The 21,944-nt window shown below is 51.0% G+C and carries 20 protein-coding genes; 15 read left to right on the top strand and 5 right to left on the bottom strand.

What is annotated here, in order from left to right:
- The first annotated feature begins 2 nt into the window (after positions 1-2).
- From C1752_RS14095 to C1752_RS14065, 6 genes are all read left to right on the top strand, one after another.
- The gene (locus C1752_RS14095) at positions 3-506 is read left to right on the top strand and encodes a hypothetical protein (RefSeq protein ID WP_110986713.1); all 504 of its coding nucleotides are present in this window, start codon (positions 3-5) and stop codon (positions 504-506) included.
- A gap of 230 nt (positions 507-736) precedes the next feature.
- Entirely contained in the window at positions 737-1,933 is a 1,197-nt protein-coding gene (locus C1752_RS14085) for a TRC40/GET3/ArsA family transport-energizing ATPase (RefSeq protein ID WP_110986711.1), read from the top strand.
- Positions 1,934-1,985: 52 nt separating this feature from the next.
- Positions 1,986-2,729, top strand: a complete 744-nt coding sequence (gene fabG / locus C1752_RS14080) for a 3-oxoacyl-[acyl-carrier-protein] reductase (RefSeq protein WP_110986710.1) — start codon at positions 1,986-1,988, stop codon at positions 2,727-2,729.
- 53 nt (positions 2,730-2,782) lie between these two features.
- Positions 2,783-3,061 carry a hypothetical protein gene (locus C1752_RS14075; protein WP_110986709.1) on the top strand — a complete coding sequence of 93 codons (279 nt, stop codon included), beginning with the start codon at positions 2,783-2,785 and terminating at the stop codon, positions 3,059-3,061.
- Positions 3,054-3,323 carry a type II toxin-antitoxin system RelE family toxin gene (locus C1752_RS14070; protein ID WP_110986708.1) on the top strand — a complete coding sequence of 90 codons (270 nt, stop codon included), beginning with the start codon at positions 3,054-3,056 and terminating at the stop codon, positions 3,321-3,323. The genes C1752_RS14075 and C1752_RS14070 overlap by 8 nt, the downstream gene beginning before the upstream one ends.
- 49 nt (positions 3,324-3,372) lie before the next feature.
- Entirely contained in the window at positions 3,373-3,732 is a 360-nt protein-coding gene (locus C1752_RS14065; protein ID WP_110986707.1) for a VOC family protein, read from the top strand.
- A 5-nt stretch (positions 3,733-3,737) separates the two neighbouring features.
- Here C1752_RS14065 and C1752_RS14060 read toward each other — a convergent pair whose 3' ends face one another.
- Positions 3,738-4,517 carry a superoxide dismutase gene (locus tag C1752_RS14060; protein ID WP_110986706.1) on the bottom strand — a complete coding sequence of 260 codons (780 nt, stop codon included), beginning with the start codon at positions 4,515-4,517 and terminating at the stop codon, positions 3,738-3,740.
- 230 nt (positions 4,518-4,747) lie between these two features.
- Between C1752_RS14060 and C1752_RS14055 the strand changes: the two genes are divergently transcribed.
- Positions 4,748-5,146, top strand: a complete 399-nt coding sequence (locus C1752_RS14055; RefSeq protein ID WP_110986705.1) for a phage holin family protein — start codon at positions 4,748-4,750, stop codon at positions 5,144-5,146.
- Positions 5,147-5,158: 12 nt separating this feature from the next.
- Here the strand turns inward: C1752_RS14055 and C1752_RS14050 are convergent, their stop codons facing one another.
- A complete protein-coding gene (locus C1752_RS14050; protein ID WP_110986704.1) occupies positions 5,159-6,844 on the bottom strand; it encodes an NAD+ synthase in 1,686 nt (561 codons plus the stop codon).
- Between the two features lie 83 nt (positions 6,845-6,927).
- Here C1752_RS14050 and C1752_RS14045 point away from each other — a divergent pair, with 83 nt between their 5' ends.
- From C1752_RS14045 to ndhD1, 3 genes are all read left to right on the top strand, one after another.
- Positions 6,928-7,266, top strand: coding sequence for a thioredoxin family protein (locus tag C1752_RS14045; RefSeq protein WP_110986703.1), 339 nt, complete (start codon positions 6,928-6,930; stop codon positions 7,264-7,266).
- A 276-nt stretch (positions 7,267-7,542) separates the two neighbouring features.
- Positions 7,543-9,597 carry an NAD(P)H-quinone oxidoreductase subunit 5 gene (locus C1752_RS14040; protein ID WP_110986702.1) on the top strand — a complete coding sequence of 685 codons (2,055 nt, stop codon included), beginning with the start codon at positions 7,543-7,545 and terminating at the stop codon, positions 9,595-9,597.
- 72 nt (positions 9,598-9,669) lie between these two features.
- Entirely contained in the window at positions 9,670-11,271 is a 1,602-nt protein-coding gene (ndhD1, locus tag C1752_RS14035; RefSeq protein ID WP_110986701.1) for a photosynthetic/respiratory NAD(P)H-quinone oxidoreductase subunit D1, read from the top strand.
- 76 nt (positions 11,272-11,347) lie between these two features.
- On the opposite strand, the gene C1752_RS14030 is transcribed toward ndhD1, so the two are convergent.
- Both C1752_RS14030 and ileS read right to left on the bottom strand, forming a co-directional pair.
- Positions 11,348-12,235, bottom strand: a complete 888-nt coding sequence (locus C1752_RS14030) for a class I SAM-dependent methyltransferase (protein ID WP_110986700.1) — start codon at positions 12,233-12,235, stop codon at positions 11,348-11,350.
- A gap of 42 nt (positions 12,236-12,277) precedes the next feature.
- Positions 12,278-15,190, bottom strand: coding sequence for an isoleucine--tRNA ligase (gene ileS / locus C1752_RS14025; protein WP_110986815.1), 2,913 nt, complete (start codon positions 15,188-15,190; stop codon positions 12,278-12,280).
- A gap of 285 nt (positions 15,191-15,475) precedes the next feature.
- On the opposite strand from ileS, the gene C1752_RS14020 reads away from it, so the two are divergent.
- The 5 genes from C1752_RS14020 (at position 15,476) to C1752_RS14000 (ending at position 20,657) form a co-directional block, all read left to right on the top strand.
- Complete coding sequence (locus tag C1752_RS14020; protein ID WP_233501597.1) at positions 15,476-17,305, top strand: HAMP domain-containing sensor histidine kinase; 1,830 nt, start codon at positions 15,476-15,478, stop codon at positions 17,303-17,305.
- Positions 17,298-17,957: a sigma-54-dependent transcriptional regulator gene (locus tag C1752_RS14015; protein ID WP_110986698.1), complete on the top strand. Its 660-nt coding sequence runs from the start codon at positions 17,298-17,300 to the stop codon at positions 17,955-17,957. The genes C1752_RS14020 and C1752_RS14015 overlap by 8 nt, the downstream gene beginning before the upstream one ends.
- A 130-nt stretch (positions 17,958-18,087) precedes the next feature.
- Positions 18,088-18,516 (top strand): potassium channel family protein, encoded by a 429-nt coding sequence (locus C1752_RS14010; protein WP_110986697.1) that lies wholly within the window; start codon positions 18,088-18,090, stop codon positions 18,514-18,516.
- Positions 18,513-19,178 (top strand): potassium channel family protein, encoded by a 666-nt coding sequence (locus tag C1752_RS14005; protein WP_110986696.1) that lies wholly within the window; start codon positions 18,513-18,515, stop codon positions 19,176-19,178. Before C1752_RS14010 ends, C1752_RS14005 begins: the two co-directional genes overlap by 4 nt.
- 6 nt (positions 19,179-19,184) lie before the next feature.
- Positions 19,185-20,657, top strand: a complete 1,473-nt coding sequence (locus C1752_RS14000) for a TrkH family potassium uptake protein (RefSeq protein WP_110986695.1) — start codon at positions 19,185-19,187, stop codon at positions 20,655-20,657.
- A 68-nt stretch (positions 20,658-20,725) separates the two neighbouring features.
- Here C1752_RS14000 and C1752_RS13995 read toward each other — a convergent pair whose 3' ends face one another.
- Complete coding sequence (locus C1752_RS13995; protein ID WP_110986694.1) at positions 20,726-21,910, bottom strand: Ycf66 family protein; 1,185 nt, start codon at positions 21,908-21,910, stop codon at positions 20,726-20,728.
- Between the last annotated feature and the right edge of the window lie 34 nt (positions 21,911-21,944).

Raw genomic sequence — 21,944 nt, 5'->3', positions numbered from 1 at the left:
GCATGATTTTTAGGACAGCCCTCATTGGATTGATGCTGCTGGTAGGTTGCTCTTCAGCCCCCACCGTTTCCAGTCAAGCCACAACTGACTCTTCGGTGCCTGCGCCTAACCAGCCTGAAGCCGGACTGGCAAAGGTAACTGATGTGACTGCAACCGAAAACCAGCCTGGGCAATATACCTTCGCTGTCACGGTCGAAAGTCCCGACACTGGATGCGAGCAATATGCCGACTGGTGGGAAGTCTTAAGCGAAGAAGGTGAACTGCTATACCGGCGAATTTTGGCTCACAGCCATATTGATGAGCAACCTTTCCAGCGCAGTGGTGGTCCCGTTTCTGCCTCAGCAGATCAAATTCTCATTGTTCGGGCCCACATGAATCCTGGGGGCTACGGAACTCAGGCTATGAAAGGGAGCATTGTGTCAGGCTTTCAAGAGACTCAGTTAGCCCCTGGCTTTGGGGCTGATGCCGAAATGAAGTCGCCTCAACCGAACGCCTGTACTGGCTAACCCAGGGGAAGAAATGCTTCGGGATATTCTTGCTCGTGTGGCGCAGAGAGATATTGAAGTGTCCTTTGAGCCAAGCCTTGGCCGTTCTCTGACGATTTAGGGGCGGTTGGTTCCCAGTGATTTTTGATTCGCAAAACACCGGTCTCGTCCTTTACGTTATTGTGAATACAGGTAAAGCCCATCTCAACTGGCTTTCAGCCTTGTACACCTTCAATCTGCTTGAGTGACCCATGCGCGTAATTTTAATGACCGGTAAAGGTGGCGTTGGTAAGACCTCCGTTGCTGCTGCCACTGGCCTCCGGTGTGCCGAACTGGGTTACAAAACATTAGTGCTCAGCACCGACCCGGCTCACTCCCTTGCCGATAGCTACGATATGGAGCTTGGGCACGAACCTGTATTGGTCCGCCCCAATCTCTGGGGGGCCGAGTTAGATGCTCTTATGGAGCTAGAGGGCAACTGGGGAGCGGTCAAGCGCTACATTACCCAAGTTCTTCAAGCTAGAGGTTTAGACGGCGTACAGGCAGAAGAGCTGGCTATCTTGCCGGGAATGGATGAAATCTTTAGTCTGGTCCGCATGAAGCGTCACTATGACGAAGGCACCTTTGATGTGCTGATCATTGATTCAGCCCCCACCGGTACAGCGCTCCGGTTGCTGAGCTTGCCTGAAGTGAGTGGTTGGTATATGCGCCGCTTCTATAAGCCATTCCAGGCTGTCTCTGTGGCTCTCAGACCACTAGTGGAACCGATTTTTAAGCCGATTGCGGGGTTCTCTTTACCGAACTCTGAGGTGATGGATGCGCCCTATGAGTTTTATGAGCAAATTGAAGCCCTAGAAAAGGTGCTAACCGACAATACTCAGACCTCAGTGCGGTTGGTGACCAACCCCGAGAAGATGGTTATTAAAGAGTCTCTGCGCGCCCATGCCTATTTGAGTCTCTACAACGTTTCCACAGACATGGTGGTGGCTAACAGAATTATTCCTGAACACGTCACGGATCCTTTCTTTGTGCAGTGGAAAGAGAATCAGAGTCAGCACCGCAAAGAAATTCATGAAAACTTCCATCCTCTCCCAGTCAAAGAGGTGCCGCTCTACCAAGAAGAGATGTGCGGTCTTGAAGCCTTAGATCGTCTCAAAGAGACGCTTTATCCCGAGGGCGAAGATCCGGCCAAGGTTTACTACCACGAGAATACGCTGCGGGTTGTGCAGAATGATGGTGAGTATAGCCTTGAGCTTTATTTGCCCGGTATTCCGAAAGATCAGGTGGAGCTAACGAAGACGGCGGATGAACTCAACGTTCGCATTGGTAATCATCGTCGCAATCTAGTTCTGCCCCAGGCGCTTGCGGCTATGCAGCCTGCCGGAGCCAAAATGGAAGAGGACTACCTGAAAATTAAGTTCAGCGCCAAGGTGCCTGCTTCGGTTTAGTCCGGTGACATCAATGACATAAGATCGTCTACGGATTAGATCGGAGTCATGTATGAGTTCACTGCAGGATAAAGTTGCCATTGTCACAGGTGCTTCGAGGGGCATCGGCAAAGAGATTGCCCTAGCGCTTGCTGCTGAGGGGGCTGCTGTGGCGGTGAATTATACTAGCTCCAGTACTGCAGCTGACCAGGTGGTGGCAGATATTACCGGCAAAGGTGGAGATGCGATCGCAATTCAAGCGGATGTCTCTCAAGAAGAGCAGGTCGATGCCCTCGTCAAAACCGTGATGGATAAGTGGGGCCGTGTGGACGTGCTGGTTAACAATGCAGGGATAACCCGCGATACCCTGCTGCTGCGCATGAAGCCTGCGGACTGGAGAGCGGTGATTGATCTGAATCTAACGGGTGTCTTTCTCTGCACCCGAGCCGTAAGCAAAACAATGCTCAAGCAGCGTGCGGGCAGAATTATTAATATCGCCTCTGTTGCTGGACAGATGGGCAATCCCGGTCAGGCCAACTACAGCGCCGCGAAAGCTGGAGTGATCGGCTTCACGAAAACCGTTGCCAAAGAATTCGCCAGTCGTGGAATTACCGTCAATGCAGTCGCTCCTGGCTTCATTGAGACAGATATGACTGATGGCTTAGGTGCTGAAGAAATCCTTAAGTTCATCCCCTTAGGTCGCTACGGTCAGCCCGAAGAGGTTGCAGGTACAGTACGGTTTCTGGCGGCGGATTCAGCCGCCGCTTACATTACCGGCCAAGTCTTCAACGTTGATGGCGGCATGGTAATGGCCTAGTTAAAAGGTTGCCTTACAATAGAACTTACATTTTGCCGTCGGGAGACAAAGTGATGAACCCTGCAGATAGTTCTCACATAGGGAATCTAGAATCGTCAGATTTGGCGTCTGTAGAGGAGCTGCAGAACCAGCTTAGTGCTCTACTCCGACAACTCTCTCCAGAGCGACTTCAGGTGCTTACTGATTTTGCAACCTACCTAGCGAACGCCGAGAGCGAAGCTGCTACTCAAGAACTTCTGGCAATTCCTGGTTTGCTAGAGCGGGTTAGGCAGAATCGAGCAACGCCCCAAACTCTTTATACGAACTGGAGAAACCTTCGCTCTGATGTATGAGGTTGCTCTCCATCCAGATGCCCAGAAGGTTTATCTCAAGGCTGACAAAGCTTTAGCGAAGAAAATAGCTCGATGTTTGCAGCAGCTAGAACAAACGCCTCGTTCACATCCCAATATCAAAGCTCTCAGGGGGGATTATGCAGGTTGCTATCGCTACCGTATCGGTGATTATAGGGTTGTTTACTCGATAGACGATGGGCAGGTTTTGGTGCTAGTTGTGGCGATCGCGCACCGTAGTGAAGCCTACAAACCTCACGGATAAAATTGTTGCTGTTGATCGACAAAATTGGAAGAGACAAAACTAGAGACGCATGAATCGAGAGAATACGATTGACTATATTGAGATTCCTGCCTTAGATTTGCCGAAGACAAAGGCTTTTTTCTCAGAGCTGTTTGGCTGGACCTTTGAAGACTTTGGGTCGGAGTACTGCAGCTTTAACGATGGCCGCGTGGACGGCGGCTTCTTCAAATCCGATACGACGGTCTCGACTCAATCGGGAAGCGTACTCATTGTGTTCTATCGCGCTGATTTAGAAGCTGCGGTGATTGCTGTTAAAAATGCTGGCGGTCAGATCGTCAAACCAATCTTCCCTTTCCCAGGGGGCCGTCGGTTTCACTTTAGTGATCCCAACGGCAATGAATATGCGATCTGGTCAGATGTTAGTGAATAAAGTCACTAAGAACTCAATGCTTGCTCATACCGTTGACCCACCTGATCCCAGTTCACGACATTCCACCAGGCATTGAGGTAGTCACCCCGCTTGTTCTGGTACTTCAAGTAGTAAGCATGTTCCCAAACATCGTTGCCCATGATCGGTGTGTTGCCGTCCAGTAATGGACTATCTTGGTTTGCTGTACTGGTCACTTCTAGCTTGTTATCGGGTGTCAAGACCAGCCAAGCCCAACCGCTCCCAAACTGTTTAGTGCCAGCGGTGTTGAAGGCTTCTTTGAAAGCGTCAAAGCTGCCGAAGCTTGAGTTGATGGCCTTCGCTAGCTTGCCGGTGGGTTGACCTTTACTATCGGGCGTCATGGTTTCCCAGAACATGGTGTGGTTTGCGTGACCGCCGCCGTTATTGCGAACAGTGACGCGAATATCTTCAGGGATGTTGTCTAGGTCTTGCAGGAGAGCTTCTACAGATTTGCCCTTTAAGTCAGGGTGCTTTGCGATCGCATCATTCAAATTCTTCACATAGCCCGCGTGATGCTTATCGTGGTGAATCATCATAGTTTGCTCATCAACGTATGCACTGAGAGCATCGTAAGCATAGGGAAGCGGCGGTAGTACAAATTCTTCGGCTTGTGCCTGAGCAACAAGAGAGGTCCTAGGAGAGGAAAACTCAGGATTTTGTTGGATGTTTTTTCTAAGGGGCTGCGTCAGTCCAGCTGACTGAAAACCTCCCCATAAACAGGACGTTAGGAGCAAGGTTGAGAGAACAATCCCAAACAGGCGTTTCATAGAGCGGCTTTACCTAAGAACAATACTAATCTGCTTCATCATATAAGACTTCATCAATCAGAAATGCAGAGCCGTGAGTGGCCTTTATCCAAAGAATTCTGAACTTTATGCCGCTTTGAGTCCCGTAGCGCGGTAAAAGTATCTTAATTTACAGATTTTTTCTGTACGATTACTCTCGACAACGACTCAGTTCGTGTCTGAGGTAAACCCATTAAGTTTGGAGATTTTTCATGATTGGTCTTCTGGTCAAGTTTGTGGTGACGGTTATCAGTTTGCTAATTATTTCTAAGTTGCCTGTGGTGGGGGTTGATATAGACAGCCCCGGCAAAGCCGCAATCTCAGCGATTGTCATTGGTGTTCTTAATGTTTTGATGTGGCCGCTGATCAAGTTGTTCAGCTTCTTGCCCCTGCACCTGGACTTTTTACCTGTTTTTATCCTTAACGTAATTATCTTTGGCCTTGCGGCGGCTCTGGTTCCAGGTTTCCGGCTGCAGAATAAGCTCTTGAGTGCGATCTTTGGTGCGGCACTCTTAACGCTGTTTAACGTTCTCATCCAGCGATTCCTGCCCTTTGGCGATGCTGAGACTGTCTCTTCTAGTTTCATGTTGCTCTCTAACAGTATTGGCTAGAGGCTTTTCTCGTTAATGTTTTGCTGCAATTGGCATCCGCCAGCCTGTACCAAAGGCACGGTCTGTAATTTTGAGGCCGGGAGGAGCCTGCCGACGTTTAAATTCTGCTCGATGTACAAGTTGCATGACGCGCTGCACAATGGCAGCCGCATGACCTGCAGCTACGATCTGAGTCTGTGATTGATGCTGATCAACGATGCGGGCCAAAATGTCATCAAGTTGATCGTATGGGGGGAGAGAGTCTTGGTCCACCTGATTAGGTTTGAGTTCGGCGCTGGGAGGTTTTGTGAGAATGTTTTTTGGAATGATTTCTGAGCTTTGAGCGTTAAAGGCTTGTTGGCCTGCTTCTGAGTTGAGCCAGCGGCAAAGAGAATAAACGCGGGTTTTAGGTACGTCAGAGATGGCGGCGAGCCCACCGCTCATGTCGCCGTAGAGGGTGCAGTAGCCGACGGCAAGTTCAGATTTGTTGCCGGTGGAGATCAGGAGACGACCAAATTTATTTGCGATCGCCATCAAAATCGCCCCCCGAATGCGAGCCTGTATATTTTCTTCGGCTATACCGGGTTCGGTGTCTGAGAATATACAGGATAGGGATTGATCATAGGCTCCCATGAGATCAGCAATGGGAATCACTTCAGTTTTAAAGCCCAGATTCACTGCTAGATCTTGAGCATCCTTAATCGAGTGATCGGAGCTGTAGGGAGAAGGCATTAGGACGCCAAGGACGTTTTCAGGGCCGAGGGCTGCTGTTGCGATCGCACCTACAAGTGCCGAATCAATCCCACCACTCAATCCCAGCACGGCCTGGGTAAACCCACATTTACGGGCGTAGTCCTGCACCCCTAACACCAACGCCGCCCAGATTTCAGCGTGATCACCCTCTAAGGGATGGCTGATTGAGGATCGTAGCGTTTTCTTCTCAGAATCAAATTTTATACATAGTAGATCGGTCTTGAAGGCTTGAGCGCGGCCTGCAATTGAACCCTGTATATCAACTGCCACACTGCGGCCGTCAAAAATAAGATCATCGTTCCCCCCTAGCTGATTGACGTATACGATTGGGCAACCGTGGCGCTGGGCACTGTGCGTGAGCATCGCCTCGCGGACGCGCTGTTTACCGATCACAAAGGGCGAGGCAGAAAGATTCACGATCAGGTCTACCTGACGCTCCACCAGCTCGGCAATGGGATTGACTGTGTAGGAGCGATGGCCCCAAAACTGCTCATCGTTCCAGAGATCCTCGCAAATGGTGACGCCAAGCTTGAGGCCGCAGCAGTCCAAGATGCCGGGTTGCTCTCCAGAGGCAAAATAGCGATCTTCATCAAACACGTCATAGGTGGGCAGCAGACGCTTGCGAATTACCTGCCGGACCTGACCCGCCTTGATGCAGGCCATGCTGTTATAGAGTGGCTTGCTTCCCACTTCAGGTGCCTGGGGGTTGGGTTCAGCAAAGCCTACAAGCACCATTAAATGACTCGGAACCTTTGCCGCGATTTCCTGTAGCGCTGCCGTCATCGCCTCGATAAAGCTGGGGTTGAGCAGCAGATCGCGGGGTGGATAGCCACAGAGGGATAGCTCCGGCGTTAGCATTAGCTCAGCGCCCTGGCCCGCAGTCTCTATAGACCGTTCGATAATCTGCTGGACGTTGCCGGATAAATCGCCGATGGTGGGATTGAGCTGTGCGATCGCAAGTTTCATGGGCGCTATTTTTCCCGTTCGCTATTTCCTGGTAGCATAATCGCAGCTATTGCTTCAAATTCGTTGCTACTAAACATCTCCGCATGGTTTTATCGGTCAACGAACACACCTTCAAACAAGCCGTGCTTGAGGCTGACGGTCTAGTCCTAGTCAGCTTTGGGACGCCTTGGTGTGGTCCCTGCCGAATCCTCTCTAAATATCTCAACCGGATCGACGAAGACGCGACCCACCAAATGAAGGTTGTTCAGGTCAACGCTGACGAGAACTTTAAGCTGGCCCATGACTATCGTCTCAAGCAGATCCCGACCTTGATACTCTTTGATCAAGGCGAGGTCATCCAGCGGATAGAAACTTTTGAAAGCCGTACTTTGATCCGAGAGCAGCTCCAGGCGATTTTAGAGCAGGTCCCACACTCTGCTTAGTCGGGGTTCAGGCCGGGCAGGCGATGCCTACAGTGCTGCATTCTTAAGGTTTAGCTTAAACAAGCTGCAGAAAGCCTTAAGGATCAGCGGTATTCCTGCCCATGGCCTGCAGAATAGTTAACGGAAGTTACTCTGTGCCTTCATTCAGGGCAGTCTAATCACAATATCCCGCTAAAACAAGCCGCAGCAGAGAGCCGTCTGTAAGCTTGAGATTGTGCCACAATGAAAACTGTTTTGCGGATCCAACGAAAACATCGCAGAGAATAAGCGTCAGCAATGGAATCTTTATATCAGTATGCCTGGCTGATTCCGGTCCTGCCCCTCGCAGGTGCCATGATCTTAGGCCTTGGACTGATCTCTTTTAATAAGGCAACAAATGCCCTGCGTCGGCCTAGCGCGACCTTCATCGTTTCAATGCTGGGGGGCGCAATGGCGCTCTCCTTTGCCATCCTGTGGAGTCAGTTTCAAGGTCATGAGCCTTACCTCGTCACTTTTGAGTGGGCCGCAGCCGGTAACTTTCACCTCAATATGGGTTACACCATTGATCACCTGACATCCATGATGTTGGTGGTGGTAACCACGGTAGCTTTCTTGGTGATGGTATACACCGACGGCTATATGGCCCACGATCCAGGCTATGTCCGTTTCTACGCCTATCTGAGTCTGTTTAGCTTTTCGATGCTGGGCCTCGTGATGAGCCCCAACCTGGTACAGATTTATATCTTTTGGGAGCTGGTGGGGATGTGTTCCTACCTGCTGGTGGGTTTCTGGTTTGATCGCAAACCCGCCGCTGCCGCTGCTCAGAAAGCCTTTGTCACCAACCGCGTCGGTGACTTTGGTCTGCTGCTGGGTATTTTGGGCCTCTTTTGGGCCACCAACAGCTTTGAATTTGACATCATTGGCACTCGCCTCCAGGAGCTAGTCGCCTCTGGAGCACTCAGCGGAACGCTCGTTTCTATCTTTGCCATTCTGGTGTTTTTGGGTCCTGTTGCTAAGTCAGCCCAGTTCCCCCTCCACGTATGGCTACCGGACGCAATGGAAGGGCCAACACCCATTTCGGCTCTGATCCACGCCGCCACTATGGTTGCGGCTGGGGTCTTCTTGATTGCCCGAATGTTTCCGGTCTTTGCCGACATTCCAACAGTGATGACGGTGATTGCCTGGACCGGCGCTTTAACTGCATTCCTGGGTGCCTCCATTGCGATGACCCAGAACGATATTAAGAAGGGTTTGGCTTACTCCACCATTTCTCAACTGGGCTACATGGTGATGGCAATGGGGATTGGCGCTTACTCCGCCGGCCTCTTTCACCTGATGACCCACGCTTATTTCAAGGCCATGCTCTTTCTTGGCTCCGGCTCCGTCATTCACGGTATGGAAGATGTCGTCGGGCATGACCCAGTGCTTGCGCAAGACATGCGCCTAATGGGTGGTCTGCGGAAGTATATGCCTGCCACTGCCATCACCTTTTTAATTGGCTGTCTTGCTATTTCCGGGATTCCACCCTTCGCTGGCTTTTGGTCTAAGGATGAGATCTTAGGGGCTGCGTTTGAAGCAAATCCGGCTCTGTGGTTGATTGGCTGGGCCACTGCAGGGGTTACGGCTTTCTATATGTTCCGCATGTACTTCTCGACCTTTGAAGGAGAATTTCGCGGTAACCAATCAGAGCTTCGCACCCAGATTAAACAGCTTTCTCAACCGGCTTTCGGACCTGGGGCAATGGATCCTAAAGAGCTGGAGGCTCATGATGCCCACGACTCTCACGATCACGGGCACCACGCCAGCGAGCCCCATGAATCTCCGATCACCATGACTTTACCGCTAATGGTGTTAGCGATTCCCTCATTAGCTATCGGACTGTTGGGGACACCCTTCGCTAACTACTTTGAAACCTTCATCTATCCGCCAGGGGAACCCGTTCCCGACATGGCAGAGATAGCGGCTGAGTTCGAGTGGTCTGAGTTCGCTCCGATGGCGGGTAGCTCCATCGGCATTGCCCTGATTGGGATTACGCTGGCTTCGTTGATGTATATCAGCCGCAAGGTTGATGCCGGTGCGATCGCATCTAAAATTCAGCCTCTCTATGAGTTCTCACTCAACAAATGGTACTTAGATGATTTCTATGATCGTGTTTTCGTACGTGGCTGCCGTCGATTAGCGCGTCAGGTCTTAGAGGTGGACTACAACGTCGTTGATGGCGTTGTTAACTTCACGGGGTTTGTCGCCGTGATTAGTGGCGAAGGGTTGAAATACTTTGAGAATGGTCGCGCCCAGTTCTACGCGCTGATTATTTTCTTCGCGGTTTTGGGTTTCGTGATTATTTCTGTCTAGGGCGGCATTGTTAAGCTCACATTGTCAATTTCTGTAAGGTAAATTCTTGCAAGTTCAGAGGTTATACGGTTTATGACTTTAGCCACCTTTCCCTGGCTAACCGCAATTATCTTTTTTCCGATAGTGGCCTCTGCTGCGATTCCGCTGATTCCTGACCCCGACGGCAAAGGGCGACCAATTCGCTGGTATGCCCTCACCATTGGGCTGATCAACTTTGTGATGCTGGTCTATGCGTTTTACACGCAGTACGACATCTCCAGCTCTGAAATGCAGATGGTGGAGCGTTACGACTGGATCCCTCAAATTGGTCTCCAGTGGTCGGTGGGGGCGGATGGCCTCTCCATGTCGCTAATTCTGCTGACGGGTTTTATCAGTACGCTGGCGATTTTGGCTTCTTGGCCGGTTACCTTTAAGCCTCGGCTATTTTATTTTTTGATTTTGGCGATGTACGGCGGTCAGATTGCAGTGTTTGCGGTCCAAGATCTGCTGGTTTTCTTCTTGGCTTGGGAACTGGAGCTGCTGCCGGTTTATCTGCTGCTGTCGATTTGGGGTGGCTATAAGCGTCAGTATGCAGCAACAAAATTTATTTTATACACCGCTGGAAGTTCTCTGTTCATCTTGGTTGCAGCGCTGGCAATGGCTTTCTTTGGTGATGTAGTCACCTTTGACATGAGATCGCTAATGGCAAAGGACTACCCACTCACCTTCCAGCTGTTGGTCTACTCTGCCTTCTTGATTGCCTATGCAGTTAAGCTACCCATCGTACCGCTCCACACCTGGCTGCCGGATGCCCACGGTGAAGCCACTGCTCCGGTTCACATGCTGCTGGCAGGTATTCTGCTAAAAATGGGTGGCTACGCCATGATTCGCATGAATGTGGAGATGCTGCCGGACGCCCATGCTAAGTTTGCGCCTGCGCTGATTATTTTGGGAGTGGTCAACATTATCTATGCGGCCCTCACCTCCTTCGCTCAGCGCAACCTCAAACGGAAGATTGCCTATTCTTCAATTTCCCACATGGGCTTCGTCCTGATTGGGATTGCCTGCTTCACTGACTTGGGCATGAGTGGTGCTGTCTTGCAGATGGTCTCCCACGGTTTAATTGGGGCAAGCCTGTTTTTCTTGGTCGGCGCAACCTACGACCGCACTCATACCTTGGTTCTCGAAGAAATGGGGGGGGTCGGTCAGCAGATGCCTAAGATCTTTGCCATGTTCACGACCTGTAGTATGGCATCCTTGGCGCTACCGGGTATGAGTGGCTTTGTCGCTGAGCTGATGGTGTTTGTCGGCTTTGCAACTAGTGATGCCTACAGCTTCAGCTTTCGTTTGATTGTGGTCTGTTTAGCGGCAATTGGTGTGATCCTAACGCCTATCTACTTGCTATCAATGCTGCGGGAAATCTTCTACGGTGATGAGAACAAAGAGCTGACTTCCCACGAGGCTCTCATTGATGCAGAACCGCGTGAGGTATTTATCATTGCCTGTTTATTGATCCCCATCATTGGGATTGGTCTCTATCCCAAAATTATGACGCAGGTTTACGATGCTAAAACATCGCAGCTCATTGCTCGGATTCGTACCTCTGTACCTTCGATCGTTCAAGCGGCTACGCCCACAACAGAACAGCAGGCAGTTCTCTTAAGTCAAGGCGTTAGTCAGGCACCCCGGCTTTAATTGCTGTGCGTGTCTCTGCGATGATTAGAGGCACGCATGAATGCTCTGTCTCTAGCACTGATAGGTTCACCGTCACCTAATCTAGGTTTTCGGCCTTCTGATAGATCGCCCAGAAGCGGTCTGTTACGGGCCAAGACATCGTCCATGAGTTGGGAATAATGGCCAAAAGCTTTTCAAGAGGATACGACCAAAACCCGCCGTGGTAGCGGAGCAAGGACCGTAGGTATGGGGCGCTCACCCATCGGGTTGCGTTGCCTTGACCCACTTCTTCAAAGTCGTAAGCTTCGGCAATTTCTCGCAGAGAGCATGGTGAAAACCAGTTTTGTGTGGTGGGCGGTTGATAGGCCCGCCACCGCTTGCCACAAAGACGAGCCGTCCAGCTACTACGATTCCAGGTTTCGATCAGCCATAGGCCACCCGGTCGGGTAACGCGGTCGGCAACTTCTAGGGCAGCCTCAAGATCGTAAAAATGAGAAAGGACCTGAATCATCATAACTAGGTCGTAACACTCACTTTTAGGAAACGTTTCAAGGGTATCTGGGGTAATGTTGAGCCGCAGCTTTTCGCGGCCTAATCTTCCGATGCGCGCGTTGGGCTCAATCCCGCGGCTTTGCCAATCGTAGTTCATCAGCCCGTGGAGGATAAAACCAGCAGCGGCTCCTACATCAAGCGCTGTTCCAGGCCAACAGTAGCCTTCTAGTAGCTTTCCGTAACATTGCCCTTTCTTCCTGAGCAGGCTGGCTTCAGCAAGATAGTCAAGATACCCAAGGCCGTCTCCTTGAAAGTACTGGCCATCATAAATTTGGCCCACTTCGTCAATGCCAAGCTCTAGTTCGGCAAAGCGATGACTGCAGTTGGCACAATCCCGAATCCAGATGTGATTTTTTCGGAACTTGCGATCGCCTGTCTGACCGCAGATCGGGCATTGTTTGGCTGCTGGGATACTGGCATCAAGCTCAAACATTGCGTCTCCGATTGCAGCAGTCCTTAAGGCTGGTCCTTAGCATTAAAGAGGGTGCCAGCTTCCCTCCTCATTTTGGGCAATTTGCTCGTGGGAAATCAGTGATTCAATGACGTCCACACAGCGCTCGCATAGAAGAGGATGTTGGCTTGAAGCGCCGACGTGCTCGGAATAGTTCCAGCAGCGATCGCACTTATGTCCCTGGGCCGGGGTGACACCTACGGTCAAGGTATCAGACTTTGAGGAATACTGTGCTGTCTTGGCAAAATCATTGGAATCCAGCAGTTCTACCTGTGAAGCTAGGAATAGGTACCGCAATTCATCAATTCCGTTCGTTTTTTGATCCGAGGCTGGATTGAGGTCTGCTAACGTTTGCCGTAGATTGTTATCTGCAACATGAAGTTGCACCTTGGCCTCTAGCGAGGAACCAATGGTTTTGGCAGAACGGGCCTCTTCTAGAACTTTATTAACGTCTTGACGCACCTGCCGAATCTGACTCCAGGTGGCAGCAAGGCTGGCATTTTGCCAGTTGTCTTCTAGCTGCACCCATCCTGCAGCGAAAATTGAGGCGTGAGATTTTGCGTAGGGCAGCGCTTGCCAGATGTCTTCTGCCATGTGGGATAGGACCGGAGCGATGGCGCGGGCTAGGTTCTCAAGTGCGATCGCAAGTACCGTTTGGCAGCTTCGCCTGCGAACATCATCAGGGGCGCTGATATAGAGCCGATCTTTAGCGATATCGAGGTAGAAGTTAGACAGGTCTACCACACAGAAATTCTGCACAGCCTGGAAAAAGCGGAAAAACTGATAGGTCTCGAAGGCATCGGTAACTTCAGCGAACACCTCAGTCATCCGATGGAGCATATAGCGATCGAGCTGAGACAGATCGGCATAGTCCACTGCATTCTGAGCCGGATCAAAATCATGGAGATTACCGATTAAGAATCGCGCTGTATTGCGGATCTTGCGATAGACATCCGACATTTGCTTGAGGATGTTTTTCCCCAGCGGCACATCAGAGGCGTAGTCTACGGATGAGACCCAAAGGCGTAGTACATCAGCGCCGTAGGGTGGATCTTGCTTTTGATTTCTACCCCCATTGATCACCAGTGTTGGATCAACAACGTTGCCGATGGATTTGCTCATCTTGCGTCCCTGTTCATCGAGGACGAATCCGTGGGTGAGAACGGTTTTATAGGGAGCCTGACCGTGGGCCGCGACGCTGGTCAAAAGGCTCGACTGAAACCAGCCACGATGCTGGTCAGAGCCTTCAAGATAGATCTCGGCTGGATATTTTAGCGCCTCACGCTGATCGAGAACGGCGGACCAAGAAGAGCCGGAATCAAACCAGACATCCATTGTGTCGGTGCCTTTGCGATAGCTATGGCCGTTGCTGCGGTAGGGCTCCGGCAATAGTTCCTCTGTGGAAAGCTCCCACCAGGCATCCGATCCCTTTTCGGCGATAATCTTCTGGGCATGGTTGATCGTCTCTTCGTTCAGGAGCGGTTCGCCATCGGCTTCGTCGTAGAACACCGGGATGGGGACGCCCCAGTTACGCTGTCGAGAGATACACCAGTCAGACCGCTCGGAGACCATTGACGTGATTCTATTTTCACCTTGGGCGGGGATCCAGTGGACGGTTGCGATCGCATCCAACACATCCTTTCGAAAGCCATCAACAGACGCAAACCACTGCTCCGTCGCCCGCAAGATGACCGGCTTCTTCGTCCGCCAATCGTAGGGATATTTATGAACATAATCCTCTTCCTTTAGCAGCGTGCCAGCAGACTTGAGCGCCTCAATCACGGCCTCATTTCCACCGTTGAGAACATTGAGTCCCTCAAATGGTCCCGCTTCCTTTGTGAACTGACCATTGCCGTCCACCGGAGACAGCATCGCCAAACCATACTGCTGGCCTACTTGATAATCCTCTTGACCATGTCCTGGAGCCGTATGCACCAGTCCCGTCCCAGACTCAGTGGTCACATAGTCGCCCATCACTAGAGGACCTTCTCGGTCAAACAGAGGATGGCGATAGGTCGAATGCTCTAGCGCCTTGCCAGAGATTGTGGTTTGAACCGTGAGATCTCCTGCGAGGGTTGTTGCCAAAGCCTCAACCAAATCTTCCGCCACAATCAGATGTTCTCCAGTAGCCGTCTTGACCACCGCATAGCTGAGATCCGGATTGAGACTCACCGCTAAGTTGCCGGGGATTGTCCAAGGTGTGGTTGTCCAGATCGCCACCTTTAGTCCAGGGAGATAGTCCGCTAGATCGTTTTCTGCTTCAGGTGAGAGCTTTGTGACCTCAAACGCTACATAGATACTGCGAGAGGTATGTCCTTCGGGATATTCCAGCTCTGCCTCAGCCAGCGCTGTTTGGGAACTGGGACTCCAGTAAACCGGCTTGAATCCCCGGTAGATATAGCCCTTGAGGGCCATTTGTCCAAAGACACCAATTTGAGCCGCCTCGTATTCAGGCTTGAGTGTCAAATAGGGATGCTCCCAGTCAGCCCATACGCCGTACCGCTGGAAACTCTTGCTCTGTTTCTCGACTGTTTTGACCGCAAAATCGCGTGCTTTCCAGCGCAGCTTCAGTGGCGTTAAATTCGCGCGATGCTCAGGATTGATGTTTTGCAGCACCTTCAGCTCAATAGGTAAACCATGACAGTCCCAACCCGGTACATAGCGGACCTTGCGGCCTTGCAGGAGTTGATACTTGTTAATCGTATCCTTGAGAATCTTGTTAAGGGCATGACCAATGTGCAGATCTCCGTTGGCGTAGGGCGGCCCGTCGTGCAGTACAAACAGTTCCCCCGGATTGTTTTGGGAGAGGTCTTCGTAAATCTGCTGTTCCTGCCAAAATGCCTGTAGCTCGGGTTCACGCTTGACGGCATTGGCCCGCATGTCAAAGGTCGTGCGGGGCAGATTGACGGTTTTCTTGTACTGGCCTGCTTCTGTCACAGTAATTAATAAGGTCGCTAGGTTGGACAATGGAGATATTCAGTCATTATCAACGAGATCTTGGCGGAGCTTCAAGAAACTTAGCTCGACTATTTTCCGCAGACGCTGAAGTCATGTGAAGTGGTCTAGATACTACCGCCCTCTTGATGGATCGCTATCTACCTCTTTCAGAGCAGCTTAAGCTACAACTAATAATCTAGCGTGACAATACAACAGGACTTTGACCTCTAGTCTAAAAGCAGCTTAACAGTGAATCTAAAAGCGAAGATATTACTGGGGTACAGCGTGTCTCTAGCACTAGTCATTCTCGTTTGCGGCTGGGGAGTGGTGAATCTGCGACGGCTGGGGAAGGCCAGCGACGCAATCTTACGAGAGAACTATCGCAGTATCCTTGCCGCAGAGAATATGATCGACGCTATCGAGCGTCAGGATAGCGCCACTCTTTTGGTGTTGCTAGAGAATCAGTCTCAGGGAACGAGACAGTTCCGTGAACATGAAATTGATTTTTTACAGTGGCTGGGGCGCGCCAAGGACAACATTACAATCATGGGCGAAGCCCAGCAATTAGAGGCTTTAGAGAATGACTACCGGGACTATCTGATTGCGTTTTCTCAAATGCCAGACCTGCGTTCAGCAAAACAGACTGACTCTGACTACTACTACAAAACTTTGCTGCCTCAGTTTCAAGAGGTCCGTGAGGGGTGTAGTGAGCTGCGAGATTTGAATCAAAAAACAATGCTGTCGGCTTCTGAGGAAGCGCAGCTGGTTTCCCAGCAGGCGACCTGGTCAATGATTGTGACGGGAGCAGCAGCAGCAGGTTTAGGCTTAGCTTTCAGCCTGATTCTCTCAGATCGACTTGGACGGCCCCTGCGCGAAATGACGCTGGCCACAGAACAGATTGCAGAGGGTGACTATGATGTCACTCTCGAAGTGAATACAAAGGATGAGCTGGGTCAGCTTGCCCACGAGATTACGACGATGAGTCGCAAACTGAAAGCCTTTCGTCAGCTTAACGTGGGCAAGGTGATTGCAGAGAAGCAGCGCAGTGAGGCAATTATCTCTAGCATTGTCGATGGTCTGGTGGTGGTGGATGATCAGTTCAAAATCATTGCGATTAACCCAACGGCTGCTGCAATCTTACAAACGACTCCTAAGCAAGCTCAGGATGTCTCCTTTCTAGAGGTGGTTCACAGTGAGTCGCTGTTTGAGCATGTGAAGGCAACAGCCCAATCTGGCCAACCTCCTGAACTGGACGAGGAGCAATCCATTTTGGAGATGGAGCGCGACCACAACATCCAGTACTACAAATTTGCCATCACCCCTGTCACCACCGATAGGGACAAAATGCTGGGGGTGGTGTTGCTGCTCCAGGATGTCACGAAGTTCAAAGAACTCGATCAGCTCAAGAGTGACTTTGTGGCTACAGCTTCCCACGAATTACGAACGCCGCTGACCGGCATGACCATGAGTATTAACCTGCTGCTAGAAACTGCCAAGCAGAAGCTTTCTGATACGGAGCAGGAGCTTCTACAGACGGCTCAAGAAGATATCCAGCGGCTGCGGGCACTCGTCAATGACCTCCTGGATCTATCCAAAATCGAGTCAGGTCGTATTGAGATGGAGCTAGTCCCGGTTGATGTGGGGCTTTTGATCAAGAAGGCTCTATCTCCTTTTCAGATGCAGGTAGAAGAGAAATCAGTGGAGCTCATTGAGCAAATTCCGGAAGAACTGCCTAAGGTTAAAGCAGATGCCAACAAAATTACTTGGGTGCTAACTAACTTGGTTGCTAATGCCCTTCGCTACACGGAAGCGGGCGGGCAGATTCGGGTAGCGGCCCAACCTCGCCAAGACGTAATTTATGTTTCTGTCGCCGATGATGGTGATGGCATTCCGGTAGAGTATCAAGCCCGAATTTTTGATAAGTTTGTGCAGGTCGAGACTGAAAAAGATGTCGGCGGCAGCGGTTTAGGACTAGCGATCTGCAAAGAGATGATCAAAGCTCACGGCGGAACCATCTGGGTGGACTCAATACCGGGCCAAGGCAGTACGTTTACCTTTACATTACCAATAGTGGATCGTTCACCAGTTACGGAAGGAGATTCAATGCATGTCTAGTTCAAATATCTTAGTCGTCGATGATGAGAAGAGCATCCGGCTAACGGTTGCCCAGTCCCTGGAACCTCAGGGCTATGCAGTAAAAACAGCGGTCAACGGAGATGATGCCCTCGCTCGACTCAAGGAGCAGAGCTTTGATCTGATTTTGACCGATCTCAAGATGCCCGGAATTGACGGCATGGCGCTGATTGAGCAGGCCGTGGAGCTGTACCCAGAAATTAAGGTGATCATGATTTCAGCCCACGCTACGGTGGACAACGCTGTGGGGGCCATGAAGTTGGGAGCCGTAGACTTCATCCAAAAGCCCTTTACCCCTCAAGAGATTCGAGATATTGTGCAGCGGGTGCTAGAGCGGCAAGCGCTCGGTGACCAAGAGGAGCAAGACTATGGTGCGATGGTAGAGCTGGCGAAATATCAGGCCAGTGAGCGACAGTTTGAGGTTGCGATCGCACAAACCAAAAAGGCCATCGGCTCTGACCCGTCTCGTCCTGAAGCCTTTGACTTGCTGGGAATGCTGCAGGAAACGTTGGGTGATCGTCTAGAAGCACTCAAGAATTATCGGGTCGCGATTGATTTAGATCCGACTTTTGAATCAGCGAAGCAAAATTTAGACCGCGCAACAGAAGATCCGAGCAACAGGCCAACGCTATAGAGCTTCGCTAGCATATAGCGCTCACATCACTTTTCTCTTCATAGGACATTTGATCATTCGCCCCTTCAGACGATCATCATCTGTCATATCAAGTGTCTAAAAATTTCTTTTACGCAACGAAAGGATCAATATGGCACAGTCTTTGTATATTGTCGTGGTTGGGTGTGGCCGCTTAGGCTCAATCCTTGCCAGTCGCTTAAGTGGTCAAGGTCATAGCGTTGTCGCAATTGACTGTAACGAGAAAAATTTCAGCGGTCTTTCCAGTGAATTCAGTGGCTTCCAAGTGATCGGAGATGCTGTCGAGTTAGCGGTGTTAGAGCAGGCCAAAACCAACCAGGCCGACTGTCTGTTTGCCGTCACCGATCAAGACAACATCAACCTAATGGTGGCTCAGGTGGCAAAAACCGTATTTGATGTTCCTAAGGTGCTAGCTCGCGTCTTTGACCCCGGTAAAGAGGAAATGTACGAACAACTGGGCATTGCAACGATTAGCCCGACGAAACTCTCTGCAGAGGCATTCCTGCAGGTCTTCAATCAGCCTCAGGAGGTGGGCGCATGAGACTCATTTTGGTGGGGAGCGGTAAGCTCATTTACTTTTTGGCCCGACAGTTTGCCAGCAAGGGCTATCACCTAACAATCATCACGCACGATTCTGCCGAAGCAACAACCCTCTCTCGTCAGTTCAAAGCAACGGTGATGGTGGGCGACGGCAGCAATCCAGCGACTCTCAAGGATGCAGAAGCCTACCGCGCTGATGCACTGCTGGCGTTGACGGCGGAAGATCAGAATAATCTAGCTGCCTGTCAGGTCGCTCAGAAACAGTACGATGTCTCGCGCACACTGGCACTGGTGAATGATCCAGATAACCAGGCGATTTTTCAGGAACTAGGCATCTCAATTGCCTTCTCCGCCACCGAGATTATTGCCAGCCTGATTGAACAGCAGCTTGAGCAAGAAGATATCAAAACCGTCATGTCAGCCGCGGAGGGCGAGGTCGGCGTGGTTGAAATTGCTCTTAATGAAGACAGTCCTGCCGTTGGCAAAACCATCAAAGAGCTAGAAATTTCCAGTCAGGCTCAAATCACCTGCATTATTCGCAATCAATACTTGGTCTCGCCAGAACGGTGGACTCGGCTGCAGGTCAATGATCGCCTTGTGTTGGTGAGTCGCCCAGAACACTATGGGCCATTTTTGCGGGTACTAACGGGTGAGGGAACCTAGAAAGATATGCGATATCATCAACTGCTGCGCCAGCGCTACCGAGCGATTTTTGGCTACACCGGACTGGTGTGTTTTATTTCTGGTCTGACGATTCTGGCCCCTCTGCTAGCCCTGATCTTTTACCCTGAAGAGCTGTCCCTCGCTTGGGGGCTTCTTCTGCCGGGGCTGGGTATGGCGCTAGTCGGTCTATTGCTGTGGAAAGAACTTGCTCCCAAAAAGAGTGTGAGTTTGACTTTGCCAGAGGGGGCCGTGATTGTGGTTTTGTCTTGGATTGTTGCGATCTCAATTGGCACCATCCCCTTCATCACGATCCAAGATCTCACCTTTACCCAGGCCATCTTCGAGTCCACCAGCGGCTGGACCACAACGGGCCTATCGGTCGTAGACGTGACCCAAGCCTCCCATTTAATTCTTTTGTTTCGGAGCACCATTGAGCTAGCCGGAGGCGCAGGTCTAGCGATTATCACTCTCAGCGCCTTAGCCGGTCCCTCAGGATCTGGCCTATCTTCTGCAGAAGGCCGCAGTGATCAGCTCGCCCCCAACGTTCGTCGGTCAGGCAAACTTGTCTTGAGTCTCTACAGCGGCTACGTCGCCATCGGAATTGTTGCCCTTCGAGTGGCTGGGATGGGCTGGTTTGATGCCGTGAACCACTCTTTCGCAGCTCTCTCCACAGGCGGGTTCTCGACGCGAACAGATTCGATTGGTTACTGGGATAGTCCGGCGGTGGAAGCCGTCACAATTGTACTGATGCTGTTTGGTACCCTGAGTTTTGTCACAGGCTACCTGCTGCTCACAGGCAAGTTCAAAGCGGTGATTCGCAACGGTGAGATCCGCCTACAGGCATTGATGATTCCTCTGTGTGCTCTGCTCCTCTTGCTGGGTGTAACGACCGGACTTTATCCCACCCTAGAGAAAGCGATCCGGGTCGCCATTTTTGAAACCGTAACTGCCCTCTCCACCACAGGATTTTCCACCGTTGGCTATGGAGACTGGAATAGTTTCGGATGGTTAGTCATGATTCCCCTAATGCTTATCGGCGGTGGATCTGGCTCTACTGCTGGGGGTATCAAGCAACATCGAATCTATGTACTTTACAGAGCATTGATCTGGGAAGTCCGACGGATGCTGCTACCTAAAAGCGCCGTTACCGAACCAGATGCTTGGCAGGGTGAGCAAAGACAGTTCCTCAGCGATGCTAAAATTCGCCAAATTGCGCTGTTTGTCTTTTTATACCTGCTTGTTTTTGGGATTGGCAGCAGCATTACTGCCGCCTACGGTTACCCTCTTAAGGACAGCTTGTTTGAGTACGCCAGTACATTAGGAACGGTGGGGCTGTCGATTGGGGTCACTGCGGCAGATGCCCCGACTGGCTTGCTTTGGGTGCAAAGCATTGGTATGTTCCTGGGACGCCTGGAGTTCTTTACCGTTTTTGTCGGCATCCTCCAAATGGTTCGAGACGTACCGGTTCCAGTTCGATAGCATAGCGTACTGGGGCCGTGGAGCTATGCTTCAGTCTTGCTGAGCGTTAGTGCCAGTGCTAAGAGCATCTAAGCCAGTGGATCAGGCGCAGTCCATTCTTCGGGCTTGTCTTCTGGCTGCAGATCGCCGCTGTTTATTGCCGTCTGTGTCGTCTTAGATTCAACCGATGTCTCTGCGGTCGTGGAATCCTTCCCGACCGCATCAGAATTCTCTGTTTCAGAGGTGTCTCCCTCTGAAACAGGTGTGTCAAAGGTTGTTGCAGCAGCTTGTTCTTGTTCTGCTGGAGGTTGTACCTCAATAGTCTCAGAAGAATGGGAAGGGCTATCTGTATCTATTTCTACAGGTGGCAAAGCTGATTGTGGATCTACCGGTTCGGTCGCGTTTGGGATTTCATCTCCATTCTCTTGACTAACCTCACGGGTGGCTTCTGTTTGAGTCGCCTCTGTTTCCGCCATCGGTACTTCAACGGTGATGGGGGATTCCGACGTTTCTTCTTCTTGTGCGCTAGAAACGTCTAGAGGCTCTGATGGATTTTCAGTAGATGGAGGTGTTTCAACCTCCGGCGGCGGTGAAACTTCAGCTTCTGCTGCTTTTTCTGGAGCGTCCCCAACCGGATCGAGGTTCTGCGGTGTTTCTTTGCTTGCAGGCTCCGTCACCACTGATGCGGCTTTGCCTTTTACTGTATCTTCAGAGGCCGGTGTTGCCTTGATAGTTACAGTATTGACGGTTTGTGGACTTTTCTCACCGGACTTAAATAACCCAGTCAAATTGCCTGACAAATTAGAGAGGGGATCAGTGAGCTGATTGAGAAAGTTCGGTTTTGCCTCCTCGGTAACCCCTACTTCGATCTCTGCAATGTTTGCCTCTTGAGGCTTTTCGAGTACTTTGGCAACGAAGCCTGAAATCAAGGCGATGAGTGGCTCGATCAGCTTCCATGCCTGAAGCACAATGCCTCGAAGACGACCGCTTACTGACCCTGACTCAGGACGGGGGATGTCAGGTGAGGCTAATGACGCGCGCTGCTGAATCGTCTGTTGGCCCAGCCAGACGATCAGGCTAACGCTGGCAATTTGACCTAATAGCAGACTCCCTGGAATCGTTTTGGCATTGGCCCACAGAACGAGGGCATAAAACAGCCCTACTCCACCCCAAATAAAGTCATTCTTACGGTGGACCTCGGGGAATAAGTAGGCTGCCAGGTAGAGACCTAAACTCCCTAAACCCATAATCCAGACCAGCACATAGGTCAGCATGTTGTGCCTCCTCACATGGAGTTGTTTCGATCAA

It is taken from the genome of Acaryochloris thomasi RCC1774, assembly GCF_003231495.1.
Classification (GTDB): Bacteria; Cyanobacteriota; Cyanobacteriia; order Thermosynechococcales; family Thermosynechococcaceae; genus RCC1774.
Note: the sequence above shows the minus strand (reverse complement) of the source record. Positions and strands in the feature narration are given on the sequence as shown.